The organism is Erythrobacter sp. SN6-5 (assembly GCF_057364945.1).
The window spans coordinates 2,796,659-2,813,377 of sequence record NZ_CP200282.1 but is presented as its reverse complement, the minus strand read 5'-3'; the positions used below and the strand labels follow the sequence as shown (position 1 = coordinate 2,813,377).

Genomic DNA, 16,719 nt, shown 5'->3' with positions numbered 1-16,719 from the left:
ATGCGCGAGACCTTGAGCGATTTGGCGGCGATGGACGCCTTTGGTGCGCGCATTGCAAAGCGCCTGTTGCCGGGGGATGTGGTTTCGCTGACCGGTGGATTGGGCGCGGGGAAGACGACACTGGCCCGCGCGATTATTGCCGCACTTGGCTGTGAGCATGAGGTGCCATCGCCGACCTTTACGATCATCGAGACATACGATGCGCCGCCGCTGCGTGTGCCAGTGGTGCATGCCGATTTCTACCGCTTGGAGCATCCCGATGAACGACATGAGATTGGCCTTGATGATTACCGTGAAGGCGCAGCTCTGATCGCCGAATGGCCTGATCATGCGGGCGGATTTGGACATGAGGCGGCGTGTTTATCGATCACTTTAGAAAACAGCGGAAATTCTGCGGATGGGGGGCGCATCGCGGCTATTGAAGCGGGCGCAGATTGGCTAGAGCGTCTGCCATGAGTGAGCTTCCCGATGGCCTGCACGCATTCCTCGCCCAAGCTGGGTGGGGCGACGCCGCGATTGATCCGATCCCTGGCGATGCCTCGTTTCGCCGGTATTTCCGCCTGGGGCGCAGCGGCGGGGACGGCCCGGACAAAGGCATGCTGATGCATGCGCCGCCGCCGCACGAAGATCCCGTCCCGTTCCTGGATGTAGCGCAGTGGCTGTGCGAGAATGCAATGCGTGCGCCAGAGATTTACGCCAGCGATGCAGCAGCTGGCTGGGTTCTGCTGGAAGATTTCGGCGATGATCGGATGCGCGATTGGCTGGATAACAATCCGGCGAGTGAGAGTGAGGCCTATGTCGGCGCGATCGATGCCTTGGTGGAGCTGCACAAATGCCCGCCCGGCCCGTTCGCGCCTTATGATATGGCAACGTACCAGCGAGAGGCCGCGCTGTTGACCGAATGGTATTGCCCGGCGCAGGGCCTATCGGTCGATGAGGCGGGCTATGCTGCGGCATGGGAAGATGTTCTTGCGCCCTTGCTTTCGCGCCAATCCCCCGGCGTCACTGTGCTGCGCGATTATCATGCGGAGAACATCATGCTGCTGAACGGAGTGCCGAACGCGCCGCAGGGGTTGATTGACTTTCAGGACGCGCTGGTTGGGCATCCGGCCTATGATCTCGTCTCGCTGTTGCAAGATGCAAGGCGCGATGTTTCGCCGGAGCTGGAGGCAGCGATGCTGACCCGTTATCAGGAACGCGCCAGGGCGGACGAGCACTTTGCCGCTGATTATGCGCGGCTCGGGGCTCAGCGGAATGCCAAGATCGTTGGGATCTTCACCCGACTGTTCAAGCGTGATGGAAAGCCGCGCTATCCCACGCTTATCCCGCGCGTGTGGGAGGCGATGGAGCGCGACCTTGCGCATCCGGCGCTGGCGCCTGTGGCCAAGTGGTTTGACGCCAATATCCCGCAGCATTTGCGTGATGCGATGGGCGGAGAGATCGCATGAGCGACAAACCGCTTGCCAGTGACACCGCGATGGTGATGGCCGCTGGCATGGGCAAGCGGATGCGCCCGCTGACCGCCAGCCAGCCCAAGCCTTTGGTGAGGGTCGCGGGCAAGGCTCTTATCGATCATGCGCTTGATCGGCTGGCTGATGCTGGGATCGCGCGCGCTATTGTCAATGTGCATTACCTGGCTGACGCGCTGGAGGCACATGTTGCCGAGCGCAATGTGCCGCAGGTGGTGATTTCGGACGAGCGCAGCGAGTTGCTGGAGACGGGTGGGGGCCTGATTAGGGCGCAGCCGCATCTGCCCAATCCGTTTTTTTGCCTCAACGCCGACAATATTTGGCTCGATGGGCCGCGCGATGCTTTCCATGATCTATCGCAGCGCTGGGACCCCGATGTGATGGATGCGCTGCTGCTTCTGGTGCCGCATGCCAATGCGAAGAATTTTACCGGGCCGGGTGATTTTCACATGAACCAGATCGGGCGGTTGAAACGGCGTGCGCCGGGCCGCATCGCGCCCTTCATCTACACCGGTATCCAGCTAATTTCGCATCGCCTGCTGCGCGATGCCCCAGAGGGTAAGTTTTCCACCAATATCCTATGGACCCGCGCGATTGAGGAAGGCCGCCTGTTCGGTGCGGCGTTTACTGGCCAATGGTTCGAAGTGGGAACGCCGCAAGCGATCGCGCCGACCGAAGACGCGCTAAAGCGTGGCTGAGCGCCGCGAACTCAATATTTTCTCCATCGCTGCGCACCGCGGCTTTGCTGATGCGCTGGTGGCGGGCCTTGTCCCGCGTTACTCGGACGGAGCGCTTGGGCTAGCGCGGCTCACTTTATTGGTGCCCAGTACCCGTGCCGCGCGCACAATTAGCGAGGCGTTTATTCGCCACGCTGGCGAGACTGACGCTGCCGGATTGTTGATGCCGCGTATGGTCGCGGTGGGCGATCTCGACTTGGATGAGAAGCTTGGCAGTTTGCTCGATCCGCTGGGCGCGAGTGAGATTCCGCCAGCCGTAGAGCCGACACGCCGCTGGTTTGAACTGGCGCATCTGCTACGTGCGGAGCTGGAGGCGAGTGGCAAGCGCATGCCGCCGGGCGCGGCGATATTGCGGATGGCGCGCGATCTGGCGCGCACGATGGATCGGCTGCTGGTTGAGGAAAAACGGCCAGAGGATCTGCTGGATGAGACGATCCTCAATCTTGAGCCAAGTCTGGCGGAGCATTGGCAGGATTCGATCCGCTTGTTTGCGAACGTGCAGGCGCGCTGGCGCTTTGCCTTGGATGAACGCGGAGAGGTTGACGCGGCAACCCGGCGCAATCTCTTGTTCGATCGAGCGGCGCAGGAATGGCGCGCAAACCCGCCGGAATCGCCCATTGTTGCCGCCGGTGTCACCAGCGCCGCACCCGCTCTGACACGTATGCTGCGCAGCATTGCAGACCTAGAAAGCGGGGCGGTTATCCTGCCTGATCTCGATCTGCAAATGCCTAAGGAAGCATGGGATGAATTGGGCCGTGTCGGACAAAGCGATGAGCCGGATGGCGAAGTGTTTGCGCGCGGCGATGCGCTGACCCATCCGCAATATCATCTCAAACTACTCCTGAGCCGGATGGGCATTGCCCGCGCAGAGGTCCGCCCATGGCACCGGCGCGGGATTGCGGCGGCAGACCCGGTGCGCAGCCACGCGATCAGCTCCTTATTCCTGCCGCCAGAGGCAAGCTCTTCCTGGGCTGATTTACCCGCTGACAAGCGGCGGCTATCGGGCGTCCGCCTGCTGACCAGCGCCACCGCTGAGGAGGAGGCGCAGGCCATCGCCATGCTCGTGCGGCAGGGGTTGGATGAGCCTGAGAAACGCATTGCGGTGATCAGCGCGGACCGCAGTCTCGCGCGCCGCGTGGTGCAGCATTTGTCGCGCTGGAACATCACGGCGGATGACACCGCTGGCTAAGCCCTTGTCACTGACCCCGGCGGGGCGTTTGCTTGGCCTGCTGAGCGAGCTTGCCAGCGGAGCAATCACGCCAACCGCATTGGTCAGCGCACTTGGGCATCCATTGGTGCGCGGCGGGGATGATCGCGGCGCCTGGCTTAGCAATTTGCGTAAGTTTGAGCGCGCGCTGCGCGGTCCTGCGCCAGCGCCGGGATTTGAGCCGTTGCGCGCCATCGCAGGCGAGGCAGAGGTCGCCGAATGGTGGGCCGAGGTTGAGGCATTGCTGGCGCAGTTGCCGGGTGAAGCGGCGGAGCTGCCGTTCGCTGACGCGCTCGATACGCTCACCGTGCTGGCCGAGGCGCTGGCAGGTGAGGACGTATGGGCGCGCGAGGACGGCCGCGCATTGTCCGCCATGGTAGAGGATATGCGCCTGCATGCCCGCGCCACCGATACGCAAATCGCGGCAAAAGATTTGGCCAGCGCCCTGCGCGAGGCGATGGACGAGATTGCCGTGCGACCACCCTATGGCGGGCACCCACGCGTGGCGATTTACGGTCTGCTGGAATCGCGCATGGCCCGCGCTGATCTGGTGATTTGTGCAGGGTTGAATGAAGGCAGTTGGCCGCAAAGCCCGAGTCCCGATCCATTGCTTGCGCCCGGCGTGTTGCGCGCGCTCGGCGTGCCCGCGTCTGAGTTTCGCATTGGCCTCTCCGCGCATGATCTTGCCGGCGCAATGGGCGCACCCGAAGTGGTGCTCAGCCGGGCAGAACGCGACAAAGAAGGGCCGACAATCCCTTCACGGTTTTTGCTGCGGGTTGAGGCCTTGCTGGGAGAGCTTGCGGGCAGTCACCGCGAGAATGCCATCCCCGCCATGTTGCCCGCGCTGGATCGGATGGCGCCGCGCGCAAAGCCCTATGCGCGGCCTGCGCCTATGCCCTCCAGCGAGCAGCGCGCGGTCAATATTGCGGTGACCGCGCTCGACCGATTGTTGGGCGATCCATACCAGTTTTATGCGCAGCAAATTTTGGGTCTGAAAGCGCTCGATGTGCTGGAGGCGGACCCGTTCAGCGATCCGGCGCTGCGCGGTACTTTGACACATAAGATCCTGGAATTGTGGCACGAGGCGCGCAGCCACGATCCCTCGGCCGATATCACCGAAATTGCAGATGCGCATTTCCGCGCTGAGCAATGCCACCCGCTGTTCATGGGTTTATGGCGGCCGCGACTGCTCGCGGCGCTCACGCGGTTTGCAGAATGGATCGATGCGGACGAAGCGGCGGACGAGAAACGCCCAGTCATCGCGTGGGAGCGCAAGGGCTCAATGCTGGTCGATGGCGTACGCGTCTATGGCCGGGCCGACCGGATCGACCGGATGCCAGACGGCAGTCTTGCGATTGTGGACTATAAAACGGGCGCTCCGCCCAGCGCTGCGCAGGTCGAAGCGGGTTACGCCTTGCAGCTTGGATTGCTTGGTCTGATCGCACGCGATGGCGATTTCGAAGGGCTGAGCGGCGATGCGGCAACCTTTGAATATTGGTCGATGGGGCGCAGCAAAGCGGACAAGCAGTTTGGCTATAAAGAGGCGCCGATAAAGCTGCCGGGCAAGCGTTCTGGCTTGCCGCCGGAGGAGTTTCTGCCCACACATGAGGATAAGCTGGCTGAGGCCATTCGCCGCTTTATCAAAGGCAACGCGCCATTCGTGGCCAAGGAAAACCCGGATTACCCCGGCTACACCGATTATGATCAGCTGATGCGGCTGGATGAGTGGATTATCGCGCTGGCAGATAGCGAGGATGCGCAATGAGCGGCGCGGTCTTCCCATTGGCAGGCAATCAGCGTGACGCGGTCAATCCGCGCGATAATGTTTGGCTGTCGGCCTCGGCGGGCACCGGCAAGACGCAGGTGCTCTCTGCGCGGGTGCTGCGGCTTCTGTTGCGGCCCGATGTCGATCCGGGCCAGATCCTGTGCCTTACCTTTACCAAGGCCGGCGCGGCGGAAATGGCGAACCGCATCAATGCGGTGCTGGCGCGCTGGGTGCGGCTGGAGCCTGCGGCGCTAGCGACCGAGCTGGGTCATCTGGGCGCAGACATTGGCCCAAAGACGCAGGAGCGCGCGCGCACATTGTTTGCCAGCGTGCTCGATTGTCCCGGCGGCGGATTGCGGATCGATACGATCCACGCCTTTGCCCAGTGGCTACTCGCGAATTTTCCGGGTGAAGCAGAATTGCTGCCCGGTGCGCGGCCAATGGAAGACCGCGAGCGTGATCTGCTCGCACGTGAAGTGCTGTCCGACATGCTCAGCGAAGCTGAGCGGACGCGGGACACGGGCGTGCTGGACGCGGTCAGTCTGTTTGCCACTCGCAAGGATCCCGATGCCCTGCGCGGGTGGTTGATGCGCTGCGCCAGCGCACGCGAGATGTGGCACGGCGCGGGCGCTTGGCAGCCGCCGATGATGCCGCGGGTCAAAAGCCTGCTTGGCATGCCTGCGGACGCGGATGAGGATTGGGCGGTGCAGGGCCTTTCGCCCGATGTCTTCCCCGACCATCAATTGCGCGCGATGCTGCCCATTCTGCAAGGTTGGAATGCGAAGGGCGGGCGCGAAAGCAGCGCGTTTATCGAGCGCTGGTTGACTTTGGATGCGCCTAAGCGGGCGCTTGAGGTCGATGGTTTCCGCAAGACTTTGTTGAAGGCGGATGGCTCCCCACGGATCATGAAAAAGCCGAGCGATGAGGACCCTCATTTCCCGGCCCGCCAAGAAGAGATCGCAGAGGCTCTGGCCCTAGTCGCGGAACGCCGCGCGCTGCTCAATCTTGCTGATCTGCTCACCCCATCACTGGAGTTGGGGCGCACATTCGCGCTGCGCTGGGAAGAGGCGAAAGAGCGCGAGGCGCTGCTCGATTTTGATGACCTGATTCAGCTTGCCGCGAGCCTGCTAAGCCGAAAGGAAGCCTCCGACTGGATCCGCTACAAGCTTGACCGCCGGTTTGATCATATCCTGATCGACGAGGCGCAGGATACCAATGCTGCGCAATGGAGCATCGTCTTCGCGCTGATCGATGACTTTTTCTCCGGCGAAGGGGCAGCGGGCGAGAAGCTGCGCACGGTCTTTACCGTCGGCGATTACAAACAGGCGATCTTTGGTTTCCAAGGCACCAGTCCAGAGAATTTCGCGCTGGCCAAGGACAAAGTGCGCGCCGCGATTGAGGCCGCGCGCGAAAACGCCGCCGAGATGCGCGATGCCCGGCATGTGCCCAATTGGCAGGACCTCGATCTGGGCCAGAGTTTCCGCACCTCCAACGCCGTGCTCGAATTTGTGAACCGCGCGATAGGTGCAGTGGGGGCGGGCGCATTCGGCCTGAAGGACGAGCCAAAGCCGCATATTGGCGAAGAGCGGGCCGGATTGGTGACGCTGTGGAACCCGGTCACAGGCGGAGAGGACGACAGCGAGCGCGGCGATGGCGAGCAGCAGGATTGGCTGGCTCAGCATGACCGCAGGCTGGCCGATAAGATCGCCGATCAAGTGCGCAAATGGCATACGCGCGAAGAGCCGTTTATTCTGATGAAGGGCGGCAATCCGCGTGCGGCGGGTGCGGGCGATGTTATGGTGCTGGTGCGCAAGCGCAAGGATCTCGCCGCGCTGATTGTTGCGCGCTTGCATGCCAAAGGCGTGCCGGTGGCGGGGGTCGACCGCCTGCGTTTGGGCGCGCCGCTGGCGGTGAAGGATTTGCTCGCAGCCCTGCGCTTTGCCGCCCAACCGCTCGACGATTTGATGCTGGCAAACCTGCTGGCGAGCCCGCTGATCGGGTGGAGCCAGGACGATCTACTCAGCTTTGTGCCGCGCGCAAAGGGCGTGCCACTGTGGGATCATCTGCGCCGCCACGAAGATCCGTTTGTGGCGGAGACGGCGGAGAGATTGCGCGATCTGCTGAGGCTGGCGGATTACGAAACACCGCAGGCCTTGCTCGCATGGCTACTGATTGGACCGTGGCAGGCGCGGGCAAAGCTGGTCGCGCGGCTGGGGCGTGAGGCCAATGATCCGATCGATGAGCTGGTCAATTCCGCCTTTGCCTATGAGGCGGCGTTTGCGCCCAGCCTGACCGGGTTTCTGCAATGGTTTGACGCTGGAGAGGGGGAGCTGAAACGCGATCCGGGCGAAGCGGGTGAGCAAGTGCGGGTGATGACCGTGCACGGTTCCAAAGGCTTGCAAGCGCCGATTGTGATTCTGGCCGATGCGACAGGCAATCCGGGGCAGGGCGGATCACTGGCATTGGATGAAGCGCCGCTGGGCGAGGCAACACCGGAGGCTGACCGCCGCGTGGTTCCGTTGCCCTCCCTATCCAAAGAGGAAAAGGCTGGCCGCGTCAGCGAGGCAGAAGAGGCCTCTAAAATTGCCGAAATGCAGGAGCACTGGCGTTTGATGTATGTCGCCATGACCCGCGCGGAAGAGGGGCTGTTTATCACCGGCTCGCTTGGGCCGCGGCAAAAAAAGGGCCCGCATGAGGACAGCTGGTACGCTCGTCTTGCGCCGATATTTGGCGGTGAGGAAAGCGGCGAGGAGCTGGCCGATCCGATCTGGGGCGCGCGGCGAGAATGGGGCTATCGCGCGCTGCATTTCCCAGAGGCGCGCGCCGGTGATGACACGCAGGCTCTCACTGAATTACCGAGCTGGGCGCGCACGCCCGTCGGGCCAGAGCCGCGCCCTCCGCGTCCGCTTGCGCCGAGTTCCGCTGGGGAAGATCAGGCCGCCGATCCGCCATTGCCGCCCGATCTCGCGAAGACCGCTGCGCGCCGCGGGGTCTTGATCCACAGCCTGCTGGAGCGCCTGCCAGACGTGGAACCGGACGAGCGCCAATTCGCCGCCGAGGCCTGGCTTGACCGGCAAGCGAGCGATTTGCCCGAGGAAGCGCGCGCCGAAATGGCGGCGGCGGCACTGAGCGTGTTGGAGGATCCGGCGTTTGCCCATATCTTCGCGCCCGATGCGCTGGCAGAGGTGCCCTTGGCCGCAACCGTCGGCGGGATCGTGGTGGCGGGCACGGCGGACCGCTTGCTGGTGAGCGACGAGGCGATCACCGTGGTGGATTACAAAACCACGCGCCGCCCGCCGCGCAGCGCGCAGGATGTGCCAAACGCGACGATCAAGCAGATGGCCGCCTATGCCGCCGCGCTGGAGGCGATCTATCCCGGGCGCGAGGTGAGGGCGGCCGTGCTCTACACCCAAACCCCGCAAATCCTGGAGCTATCCACGGAGCAAATAGAGTCACACAAAAATGCATTGGGGACGGCGCAGTAAAGCTATTCGCCCAGCGCTTGAGAGTGCGCGGGCCTGCGCCTAAGTAGGGCTTAACAATGATAGCAGGAGAATTTCCATGGCCACCATCAATGTGACCGACGACAGTTTTAAAGCCGACGTGCTCGACAGCGAAACCCCCGTTCTGGTGGATTTCTGGGCGGATTGGTGCGGACCATGTAAGATGATCGCGCCTGCTCTGGAAGAGCTGAGCGAAGAGTTCGCTGGTCAGGTCAAAATCGCCAAGGTTGATATCGTCGACAACACCGACGTTGCGGCTGAACTCGGCGTGCAAGGCATTCCGTATCTGGCGATGTACAAGGGCGGAAAGCTCGTCGCTGAGCAGAAGGGCGCTGGTCCCAAGAGCCAGCTTAAGGCGCTGATCGAAGGTTCTTTGTAAGCCCAGCGAGCAGTTAGAATGCAGGGTAGATGGCGTGGTTGTTAGTTCGGCTGCGCCATTACTCTTTGGACGTATGCGTCCCAAATGGCTGGGCTGGATGCGCCAAGCAATCCAGGCATTCCATGCTGATCGACGCGGTACGCGCTGCCATCCAGCCGCGCTGCTTTGCCGCCCGCTTCATTGAGCCATAACGCGCCAGCGGCATGATCCCAGGCGAGCGTGCGCTCAAAACTGGAGATGTCATTCTCGCCTAATGCGAGGCGCGGATATTGCTCCGCCGCGCAGCGCGGAATGTCTGTCAATGTGTAATGCGGGGCGATTTTTGCATCGACCTCAGCGATCTGATCCTCGTTCAAAAACAGCTTTGAAATCGCCGCTACGGGGGGCTCTTGCCCAGTCGTTTTCGCGGTGACCTTGATACCGTTCACGAAAGCGCCTTCGCCAGCACGCGTGTGGCACAGCCGGTCACGAATGGGGTCATACAGCCACCCTGCCGCCGCGTGTCCGGCATCCGCCAGAGCGATGATAATGCCAAACGGTTCTTTGCCCTCGGCGAAATTGGCGGTCCCATCGAGCGGGTCGATGATCCAGCATTGCTGCGAGAGGTGATCGAGCACGCTCTCATCGGCGTGCGCCGCCTCTTCGCCCACCACCGGTACGCCGGGCGCTAGCTTGGTGAGGGCCTCGGTGAGGAAGCTTTCCACTTCGCGGTCGACCACAGTGACGGGATCATCCTCGCCCTTCATCTCAATCTCGCCCTCGGCAAGGTTCTGGAAGCGGGGCAGCATGGATCCACGCGTGGCAAAGCGCATCAGATCGCGAATTTCGCCATCAAGCGCGCTGAGACCATCTTCGCTCACGAACGGTAATCCGCATTGATCGAGATGTATCCGTGGGTGAGATCGCAGGTCCACACACTCGCGCGGCCATCGCCAATGCCCAGATCGACCGCGAGATCCACGGCATCGCCCTTGAGGTGCTCGGTGACGGGCGTCTCATCGTAATCCTCGACTGGCAGGCCATTCTTCGCTGCCCACACGCCGCCGAATGCGATGGAGAGCGTGTCACGGTTTGCCGGTTCGCCTGCCTTGCCGACGGCCATCACGACGCGGCCCCAATTGGAGTCTTCCCCGGCGATGGCGGTTTTGACCAGCGGTGAGTTTGCAATGGCCAGACCAACGCGGCGCGCGCTGGCGTTATCAGCGGCGCCACTCACGCGCACAGTAATGAATTTGCTCGCCCCTTCGCCGTCGCGCACCACCAATTGCGCGAGCTGACGGCACAGATCGGTGAGGGCGGCGGCAAGGGCTTCTGCGCCAGGGCTGTCAAAGCTCTCGATCCGGGCATTGCCCGCTTTGCCGGTCGCAAAAGCCAGCACCGTGTCACTGGTCGACGTATCGCCATCCACGGTGATGCAGGAATAGGTTTGCGTGTTCGCTGCGCTCAGAAGCTCTTGCAAGAATGCAGGGGCGATGTCCGCATCGGTGAAGATGTAGCCGAGCATGGTCGCCATATCGGGTGCGATCATGCCGGAACCTTTGATGATCCCAACCAGCTCCACGCGGGTGTCGCCAATGATCGCGGAAGTGCGCGCGCCCTTGGCAAAGGTGTCGGTCGTGCCAATTGCATTGGCGGCGTCTTCCCACCCCGCTTCATTGGCGGTGAAGGCCGCGGCCAGGCCTTCGCGCGCTTTGTCCTTCGGTAGAGGAACGCCAATCACCCCGGTGGAGGAGACAAACACATCGCCGGGTAAGCATCCCAAATGCTCTGCGGTTTGCGCCATGATCGCCTCGACGGCTTCACGCCCGCGATAGCCGGTGAAGGCATTGGCATTGCCCGCATTGACGATCAGGGCTCGGGCACAGCCATTGGCGAGGTTTTCGCGTCCCAGTTCAACCTCGGATGAGGCGCAGGCGCTTTGCGTGAACACGCCAGCGACGCTCGTACCCTCGGCCAGCTCGACATAGGTCAGGTCAGCCCGGTCCCAATCTTTGTACCGTGCGCGGGCCGTGCGCACGGTGACGCCAGCGATCGGCGGCATGTCAGGAAAGGGCAGGGCTAAGGGCGAAGTCTGAAGTTCCATGGCCGCTGCCGTAATGCGCAAACTCGGCCATCGCAATTGTGGGATGTGTTGTTTGTTGTTCAGCATGGCTTTACTAGGTGCGGCGCTGCGTTGAATTACCAGACGGGGAATCGTGATGAATTTCAAACTCTTGATAGGGAGCGCTGGGGCGCTCCTGATAGGCGGACCGGCATTTGCGCAATCAACTGATGGGGCAGTGCAAAACGCTGCTGATGCGGTCGAAGATGTGGCTGTGGAAGCTGCGGCCGATGCAATGTCCGAACGATTGCCCCCTCCGGTAGCTCAACCAGTGCCGTCGACCAATCATACAGGCGACAAATCTATTCGGCCAAGGCTAAAGACCGGGTCGCGCGGATGGATTGTCCAAGCGGATTATCCGATCAGTTCATGGAATGCTGATGAGGAAGGAACTGTTCGTTACAACGTTTCGGTAGATGCAATTGGAAACGCCACTGGCTGTGAGGTTGCCGAGAGCTCTGGTTTTGCTGCTCTAGACGAAGCAATTTGCCCATTAGTGTTTGAACGCGCCGAATTTTTTCCTGCAAGCAATGAAGACGGCGAAGACGTCGCTGGCGTTTTCGAGGGACGGCATAGTTGGCGCAAGAAAGAGCCCGACATGCCGCAAATGCGTGTTGTGTTTCAATATTTTCACAGCGCGAAAGGCGTGACAACCGATTGCGATATCCTGAGTGTTGAAGGCGATATTTCAGAGCGAATGCAGGCGCAGATCGAACGCGATCGGGAGCGCGGCAGGCTCTGCCCTGGGCCAAAAGCGCGGCCGGGCGCGCCTTACCGTGATGAGAACGGAGTGCCCGTTGCGAAGCGGGTGACCGCGACGATCAATGTAGTTTTGGAGGACCTTGAATAATAGGCAGGTCAAACCGCACATATCTGTTGGTGCCTAGCCTTTATTGGGGCGCTTTCAGCAACTTCGTTAGCGGCGCAGGATGACCCAAGTAGCTGAAGCGGTTTAATCGCTTCGGAAGCCGCCGAGGCGGCAGCTGAAGGCAAACGCGAGCTTCAGCCTATACCTCCGCCCAGAATAATCCTCGACCCGACCCGCTCGTCCGGGCCAGAAAATCCAAGACCGATTAGGAGGCAATAGGAGAAATTCAGCAATGCGGTCCTGCCAACTGGGCTGTATCTTCCGGAAGCAGCGGTTTTGGTCCGATATGCAATCGCCGTTGATGCTGATGGCAATGCGACCGGCTGCTTCATAACCATGCGTGCACGGATAGAGGCCGATGGCACCGTGCCCGAGTGCGAGGTCGTTGAAGAAACCGGAGCACTGCCTGATAACTTTCCAGGTGAAATGCCCTGCTCAGGGCTAAAAAGATAAGGCCCGTGGCGCGATGCCAATGGAGAGCGCAGGCGCGCATGGTGGAATTTCCGGTTGCAATGAAAAGTGAGCCGCCGCCGCCAGCATCCAGCGAGACCAACTGATTTCAGCCTATGACGCTGGTGATTGATCAGGCTCAGCAGATGTGCGGGCTAGACGAACCGGCTCGCAGAGCATATATCAGCATCGCTATGCGCCGTCAGTTAATCGCCTTTCTCGCTCTGCTTACCGGGTTTGCCGCCATCGGCGCGCCTGCGCATGCGACTTTTGCAGAGGTGCTTAACCAGGATATCGGCGTCGCTGCCGATGCTGACGCGAACGAGCCGTGCGAGGCGACCGCGCCTGTTGGTAAGCCTGAGAAGCAAAACGCGAAGTGCAAGAATGCCAAGAAAGGCAAGCCCGTTCGTGTGCCCAAGGCGCTGCGTCTGCCCGTCCTGATGGGTGTTGATCGAGCCTACGAATAGGCGAATTTTCGGTCCCGCGTAACGCATGCTGCTGGCGGCGCGAATACCTGCGCAAAGCAGACGCCCCATATCTTCCAGGTTTCAGCGCTCAGCGATCCCGCTGCGCCCACGCCGCATTATTTCAACAGGTCCACATCCCATGTTTAACACAATTGCCAAATCTCTGTTTGGCTCTTCAAACGATCGTTACGTTAAATCCGTTCGCAAGGTCGTTGATCAGATCAACGCCTTGGAAGAACAAATTCAGACGCTTTCTGACGAAGAATTAAAGGCACAGACCGACAAATTCCGCGAGCAGTTGGACGGTGGCAAGACACTGGACGAAATCCTGCCAGAAGCCTTTGCGACCGTGCGCGAGGCATCCGTGCGCGTGTTCGGTATGCGGCACTTTGATGTGCAAATGATTGGCGGCATTGTGTTGCACCGCGGCGAGATTGCGGAAATGCGTACGGGTGAGGGTAAGACCCTGATGGCGACGCTCGCGACCTATCTCAACGCGATTGAGGGCAAGGGCGTGCACGTGGTGACCGTCAATGATTACCTCGCGGCGCGTGATGCGGAGTGGATGGGGCAACTCTACAATTGGCTGGGCCTGAGCGTTGGCGTGGTCGTGCCTAATATCGACGAATACGCCCGCCGCGATGCCTATAATGCTGACGTCACCTACGGTACGAACAACGAGTTCGGCTTTGACTATTTGCGTGACAATATGAAGCATGAGCGCGGACAGATGGTCCAGCGTCCGTTTAACTTCGGCATTGTCGATGAGGTCGATTCCATCCTGATCGACGAGGCCCGGACCCCGCTGATCATTTCCGGCCCAACCGAGGATAAGTCTGACCTTTACGTTGCGCTCGATGCGGTGGTGAAGGAAATCCCGGAAGACTGGTATGAAAAGGACGAGAAGACCAAGCAGATCCAGCTGACCGAGGATGGCCTCGACAAGGTTGAGCAAATGCTGATCGAAAAGGGTCTGCTGGAGACGGAGAACCTATACGACGTTGAGAACACGCAAGTGGTTCACCACTTGGATCAGGCGCTCAAGGCCGTGCACATGTTCAAGCGCGACACCGATTACATTGTCAAAGACGACAAGGTCGTGATCATTGATGAGTTCACCGGTCGGATGATGGATGGGCGGCGCTGGTCAAACGGTCTGCACCAGGCGGCCGAGGCCAAGGAAGGCGTGAAGATCGAGCCAGAGAACCAGACGATGGCCTCGATCACATTCCAGAACTATTTCCGCATGTATCCAAAACTGTCCGGGATGACCGGTACAGCGGCCACAGAGGCCGCGGAATTCTGGGACATCTACAAAATGAACACGGTCGAGATTCCGACCAATGTTCCGGTCCAGCGGATCGATGAAGAAGATGAATTCTACAAGAATACGATGGACAAGTTTCAGGCGATTGCCAAAGCGATCGCTGAGAAGGCCGAGATCGGTCAGCCGGTGCTGGTCGGCACGGTCTCCATCGAAAAGTCTGAATTGCTGAGTAAATTCCTCGATGAAGAAGGCGTGAAGCACGAGGTTTTGAATGCGCGCCAGCACGAGCGCGAGGCGCATATTGTGGCGCAGGCGGGCTGTACTGGGCGCGGTGACAATCGCCACCAATATGGCAGGCCGCGGCACCGATATTCAGCTAGGCGGAAATTTGGAATACCGGCTCGAAGACGAGCTGAAGGAGATCGCCCAAGACGATCCCAAATACGCGCTTGAAGCGGACCGGATCAAAGCCGAAGTGGCCGAGGAACGGGCCAAGGTGCTGGAGGCGGGCGGTCTATTTGTGCTCGGCACAGAGCGGCACGAAAGCCGCCGGATTGATAACCAGCTGCGTGGCCGCTCTGGCCGTCAGGGTGACCCGGGCCTGTCGCGTTTCTACCTGTGTCTCGAAGACGATCTGTTACGCATTTTTGGCCCAGACACTCTGTTCTCCAAGATGATGAATTCAAACCTCGAAGATGGCGAGGCGATCGGTTCAAAGTGGCTGTCCAAGGCCATTGAAACGGCTCAGAAAAAGGTCGAGGCGCGCAATTACGACGTGCGTAAACAGGTCGTCCAATATGATGACGTGATGAACGACCAGCGTAAGGTTATTTACGAGCAACGCTCTGAAATCATGGACTCAGAGGCCGTGGACGATGTCGTTGTTGATATGCGTCACGATTCGGTTAATTCGCTGGTCAGCGATGCGTGCCCTCCCGGCTCTTACCCAGAGCAATGGGATATCGAAACGCTCAAAACCAAACTCCAAGACGTGTTTGGAATTGCGCCTCCACTTGATGACTGGATGGAGGAAGAGCAGGTTGAGCCGGAGCTGATCGAAGAGCGCGTGCGTGAACAGACCGACGAAATGATGGCGGCCAAGATGGCGGAAAGCGATCCGGAGCTGTGGCGCGTGGTTGAGAAGGACGTGCTGCTGCGTCAGCTCGACTTTCACTGGAAAGAACACCTCGCCACGCTCGACGCGCTGCGCCAGGTGATCTGGATGCGCGGGATCGCGCAGAAACAGCCGATCAACGAGTATAAGCAAGAGGCGTTTGGCCTGTTTGAAACCATGCTCGATACCCTGCGCGAAGAAGTGACCAAAATTCTGTTCCAGGCGGAATTGCGCATGGCCCCGCCAGAGGCGGAGGCTTTGCCTGACCTGCCCGATTTCCTCACCGGTCATATCGATCCGTTGACTGGACTCGATAACTCCAACGATGGCGATGGTTCGGCAGAACGGCCTGAGATGTTTGGCTCTTTGGCTGGTTCGCCGCGCGCGGCATCCGGGCCGGGTGGGTCCAATGCAGACAACCCCTATGCGAACCTCAATGTCAGCCGCAATGCGCCGTGCCCATGCGGGTCTGGTAACAAGTACAAGCATTGCCACGGCGCAGCGAGCGGCAAGAGCGCGGCATAAAGGCATGGCTGAGGGCAGCGCGCGTGACGTCATGACGTCAGCGGCTGTTCGGCCAAGTTTTAACGCAGCGTACCCGGGCGCAGTGGCATGATGCTGGGCGCGGTTCCGGTGCTGCTCGCGGCGGCGTTCTTTGTCGCCGCGCTGCTGTATGCAGCGGTCGGGTTTGGGGGCGGTTCGACCTACGCCGCATTGTTGGCGATTTCGGGGTTAGATTACCGGTTGCTGCCAATGGTGGCGCTGGCGTGCAATATCATCGTGGTGGTCGAGCGGCAGCGTGCGTTTTGCGCGAGCCAAAATTACGCCATGGCGCGGCGCGATTGTGATGACTGCTCTGGCCGCACCAGCAGCTTTGTTAGGCGGGCTCACCCCGATTGACCGCGAGACCTTCATGCTGTTGCTCGGCATCAGCCTGGTGCTGACCGGGATCACCATGCTTATCCCTGTGCGAGAGAATGCGGCAGAGGTAGGGGAGCTGGATGTTCCCACTCGCCTCGCAAAGACCATGCCGTTTGTTGCCGCGCCACTCGGCTATCTTGCCGGGTTGGTCGGTATCGGGGGGGATATTTCTCGCCCCGCTGCTGCACCTCACCCGGTGGAAAGACCCGCGAGCAATCGCCGCAACCGCCAGCTTCTTTATTCTGGTCAATTCGCTGTTTGGGCTTGTGGGTCAGCTGCTGAAACAAGGCCCCGCTGCGTTCGGGGGCGCTGTGGGTGCCGCTCTGCCGCTGCTGCTAGCTGTCGCTATTGGCGGACAAATCGGCAGCTTGATGGCGGTTAAGCTCTTACCCGGGCGCGTGATCCGGTGGCTAACCGCCGCGCTGGTGATGGTGGTGGGTGTGAGGTTGCTGGTTGGGCTGTAAAACACGC

Annotated in this window: 11 protein-coding genes and 2 pseudogenes; 11 read left to right on the top strand and 2 right to left on the bottom strand. The window is 60.7% G+C overall.

Annotation, left to right across the window (positions count from 1 at the left end):
• The 7 genes from tsaE to trxA all read left to right on the top strand — a co-directional run bounded on the left by tsaE (position 1) and on the right by trxA (position 9,060).
• The gene (tsaE, locus tag AC0V6Z_RS14080) at positions 1-456 is read left to right on the top strand and encodes a tRNA (adenosine(37)-N6)-threonylcarbamoyltransferase complex ATPase subunit type 1 TsaE (RefSeq protein WP_472640926.1); all 456 of its coding nucleotides are present in this window, start codon (positions 1-3) and stop codon (positions 454-456) included.
• Positions 453-1,448: an aminoglycoside phosphotransferase family protein gene (locus AC0V6Z_RS14075; RefSeq protein WP_472639053.1), complete on the top strand. Its 996-nt coding sequence runs from the start codon at positions 453-455 to the stop codon at positions 1,446-1,448. Before tsaE ends, AC0V6Z_RS14075 begins: the two co-directional genes overlap by 4 nt.
• Entirely contained in the window at positions 1,445-2,167 is a 723-nt protein-coding gene (locus AC0V6Z_RS14070) for a nucleotidyltransferase family protein (protein ID WP_472639052.1), read from the top strand. The genes AC0V6Z_RS14075 and AC0V6Z_RS14070 overlap by 4 nt, the downstream gene beginning before the upstream one ends.
• Entirely contained in the window at positions 2,160-3,395 is a 1,236-nt protein-coding gene (locus AC0V6Z_RS14065; protein WP_472639051.1) for a hypothetical protein, read from the top strand. Before AC0V6Z_RS14070 ends, AC0V6Z_RS14065 begins: the two co-directional genes overlap by 8 nt.
• Positions 3,379-5,178: a PD-(D/E)XK nuclease family protein gene (locus AC0V6Z_RS14060; protein WP_472639050.1), complete on the top strand. Its 1,800-nt coding sequence runs from the start codon at positions 3,379-3,381 to the stop codon at positions 5,176-5,178. The genes AC0V6Z_RS14065 and AC0V6Z_RS14060 overlap by 17 nt, the downstream gene beginning before the upstream one ends.
• Positions 5,175-8,663: a double-strand break repair helicase AddA gene (gene addA / locus AC0V6Z_RS14055; RefSeq protein WP_472639049.1), complete on the top strand. Its 3,489-nt coding sequence runs from the start codon at positions 5,175-5,177 to the stop codon at positions 8,661-8,663. The genes AC0V6Z_RS14060 and addA overlap by 4 nt, the downstream gene beginning before the upstream one ends.
• A gap of 76 nt (positions 8,664-8,739) precedes the next feature.
• Positions 8,740-9,060 (top strand): thioredoxin, encoded by a 321-nt coding sequence (gene trxA / locus AC0V6Z_RS14050; RefSeq protein WP_472639048.1) that lies wholly within the window; start codon positions 8,740-8,742, stop codon positions 9,058-9,060.
• Positions 9,061-9,101: 41 nt separating this feature from the next.
• Here the strand turns inward: trxA and AC0V6Z_RS14045 are convergent, their stop codons facing one another.
• Both AC0V6Z_RS14045 and argJ read right to left on the bottom strand, forming a co-directional pair.
• Entirely contained in the window at positions 9,102-9,872 is a 771-nt protein-coding gene (locus AC0V6Z_RS14045) for an inositol monophosphatase family protein (RefSeq protein WP_472640925.1), read from the bottom strand.
• A gap of 44 nt (positions 9,873-9,916) precedes the next feature.
• Positions 9,917-11,143, bottom strand: a complete 1,227-nt coding sequence (argJ, locus tag AC0V6Z_RS14040) for a bifunctional glutamate N-acetyltransferase/amino-acid acetyltransferase ArgJ (RefSeq protein WP_472639047.1) — start codon at positions 11,141-11,143, stop codon at positions 9,917-9,919.
• A gap of 115 nt (positions 11,144-11,258) precedes the next feature.
• On the opposite strand from argJ, the gene AC0V6Z_RS14035 reads away from it, so the two are divergent.
• From AC0V6Z_RS14035 to AC0V6Z_RS14020, 4 genes and pseudogenes are all read left to right on the top strand, one after another.
• Positions 11,259-12,011 carry an energy transducer TonB gene (locus AC0V6Z_RS14035; RefSeq protein WP_472639046.1) on the top strand — a complete coding sequence of 251 codons (753 nt, stop codon included), beginning with the start codon at positions 11,259-11,261 and terminating at the stop codon, positions 12,009-12,011.
• Between the two features lie 584 nt (positions 12,012-12,595).
• Positions 12,596-12,946 (top strand): hypothetical protein, encoded by a 351-nt coding sequence (locus tag AC0V6Z_RS14030; RefSeq protein ID WP_472639045.1) that lies wholly within the window; start codon positions 12,596-12,598, stop codon positions 12,944-12,946.
• 139 nt (positions 12,947-13,085) lie between these two features.
• Positions 13,086-15,852: pseudogene (gene secA / locus AC0V6Z_RS14025) on the top strand (preprotein translocase subunit SecA).
• A 90-nt stretch (positions 15,853-15,942) separates the two neighbouring features.
• A pseudogene (locus AC0V6Z_RS14020) lies at positions 15,943-16,712 on the top strand (sulfite exporter TauE/SafE family protein).
• Positions 16,713-16,719 lie beyond the last annotated feature (7 nt).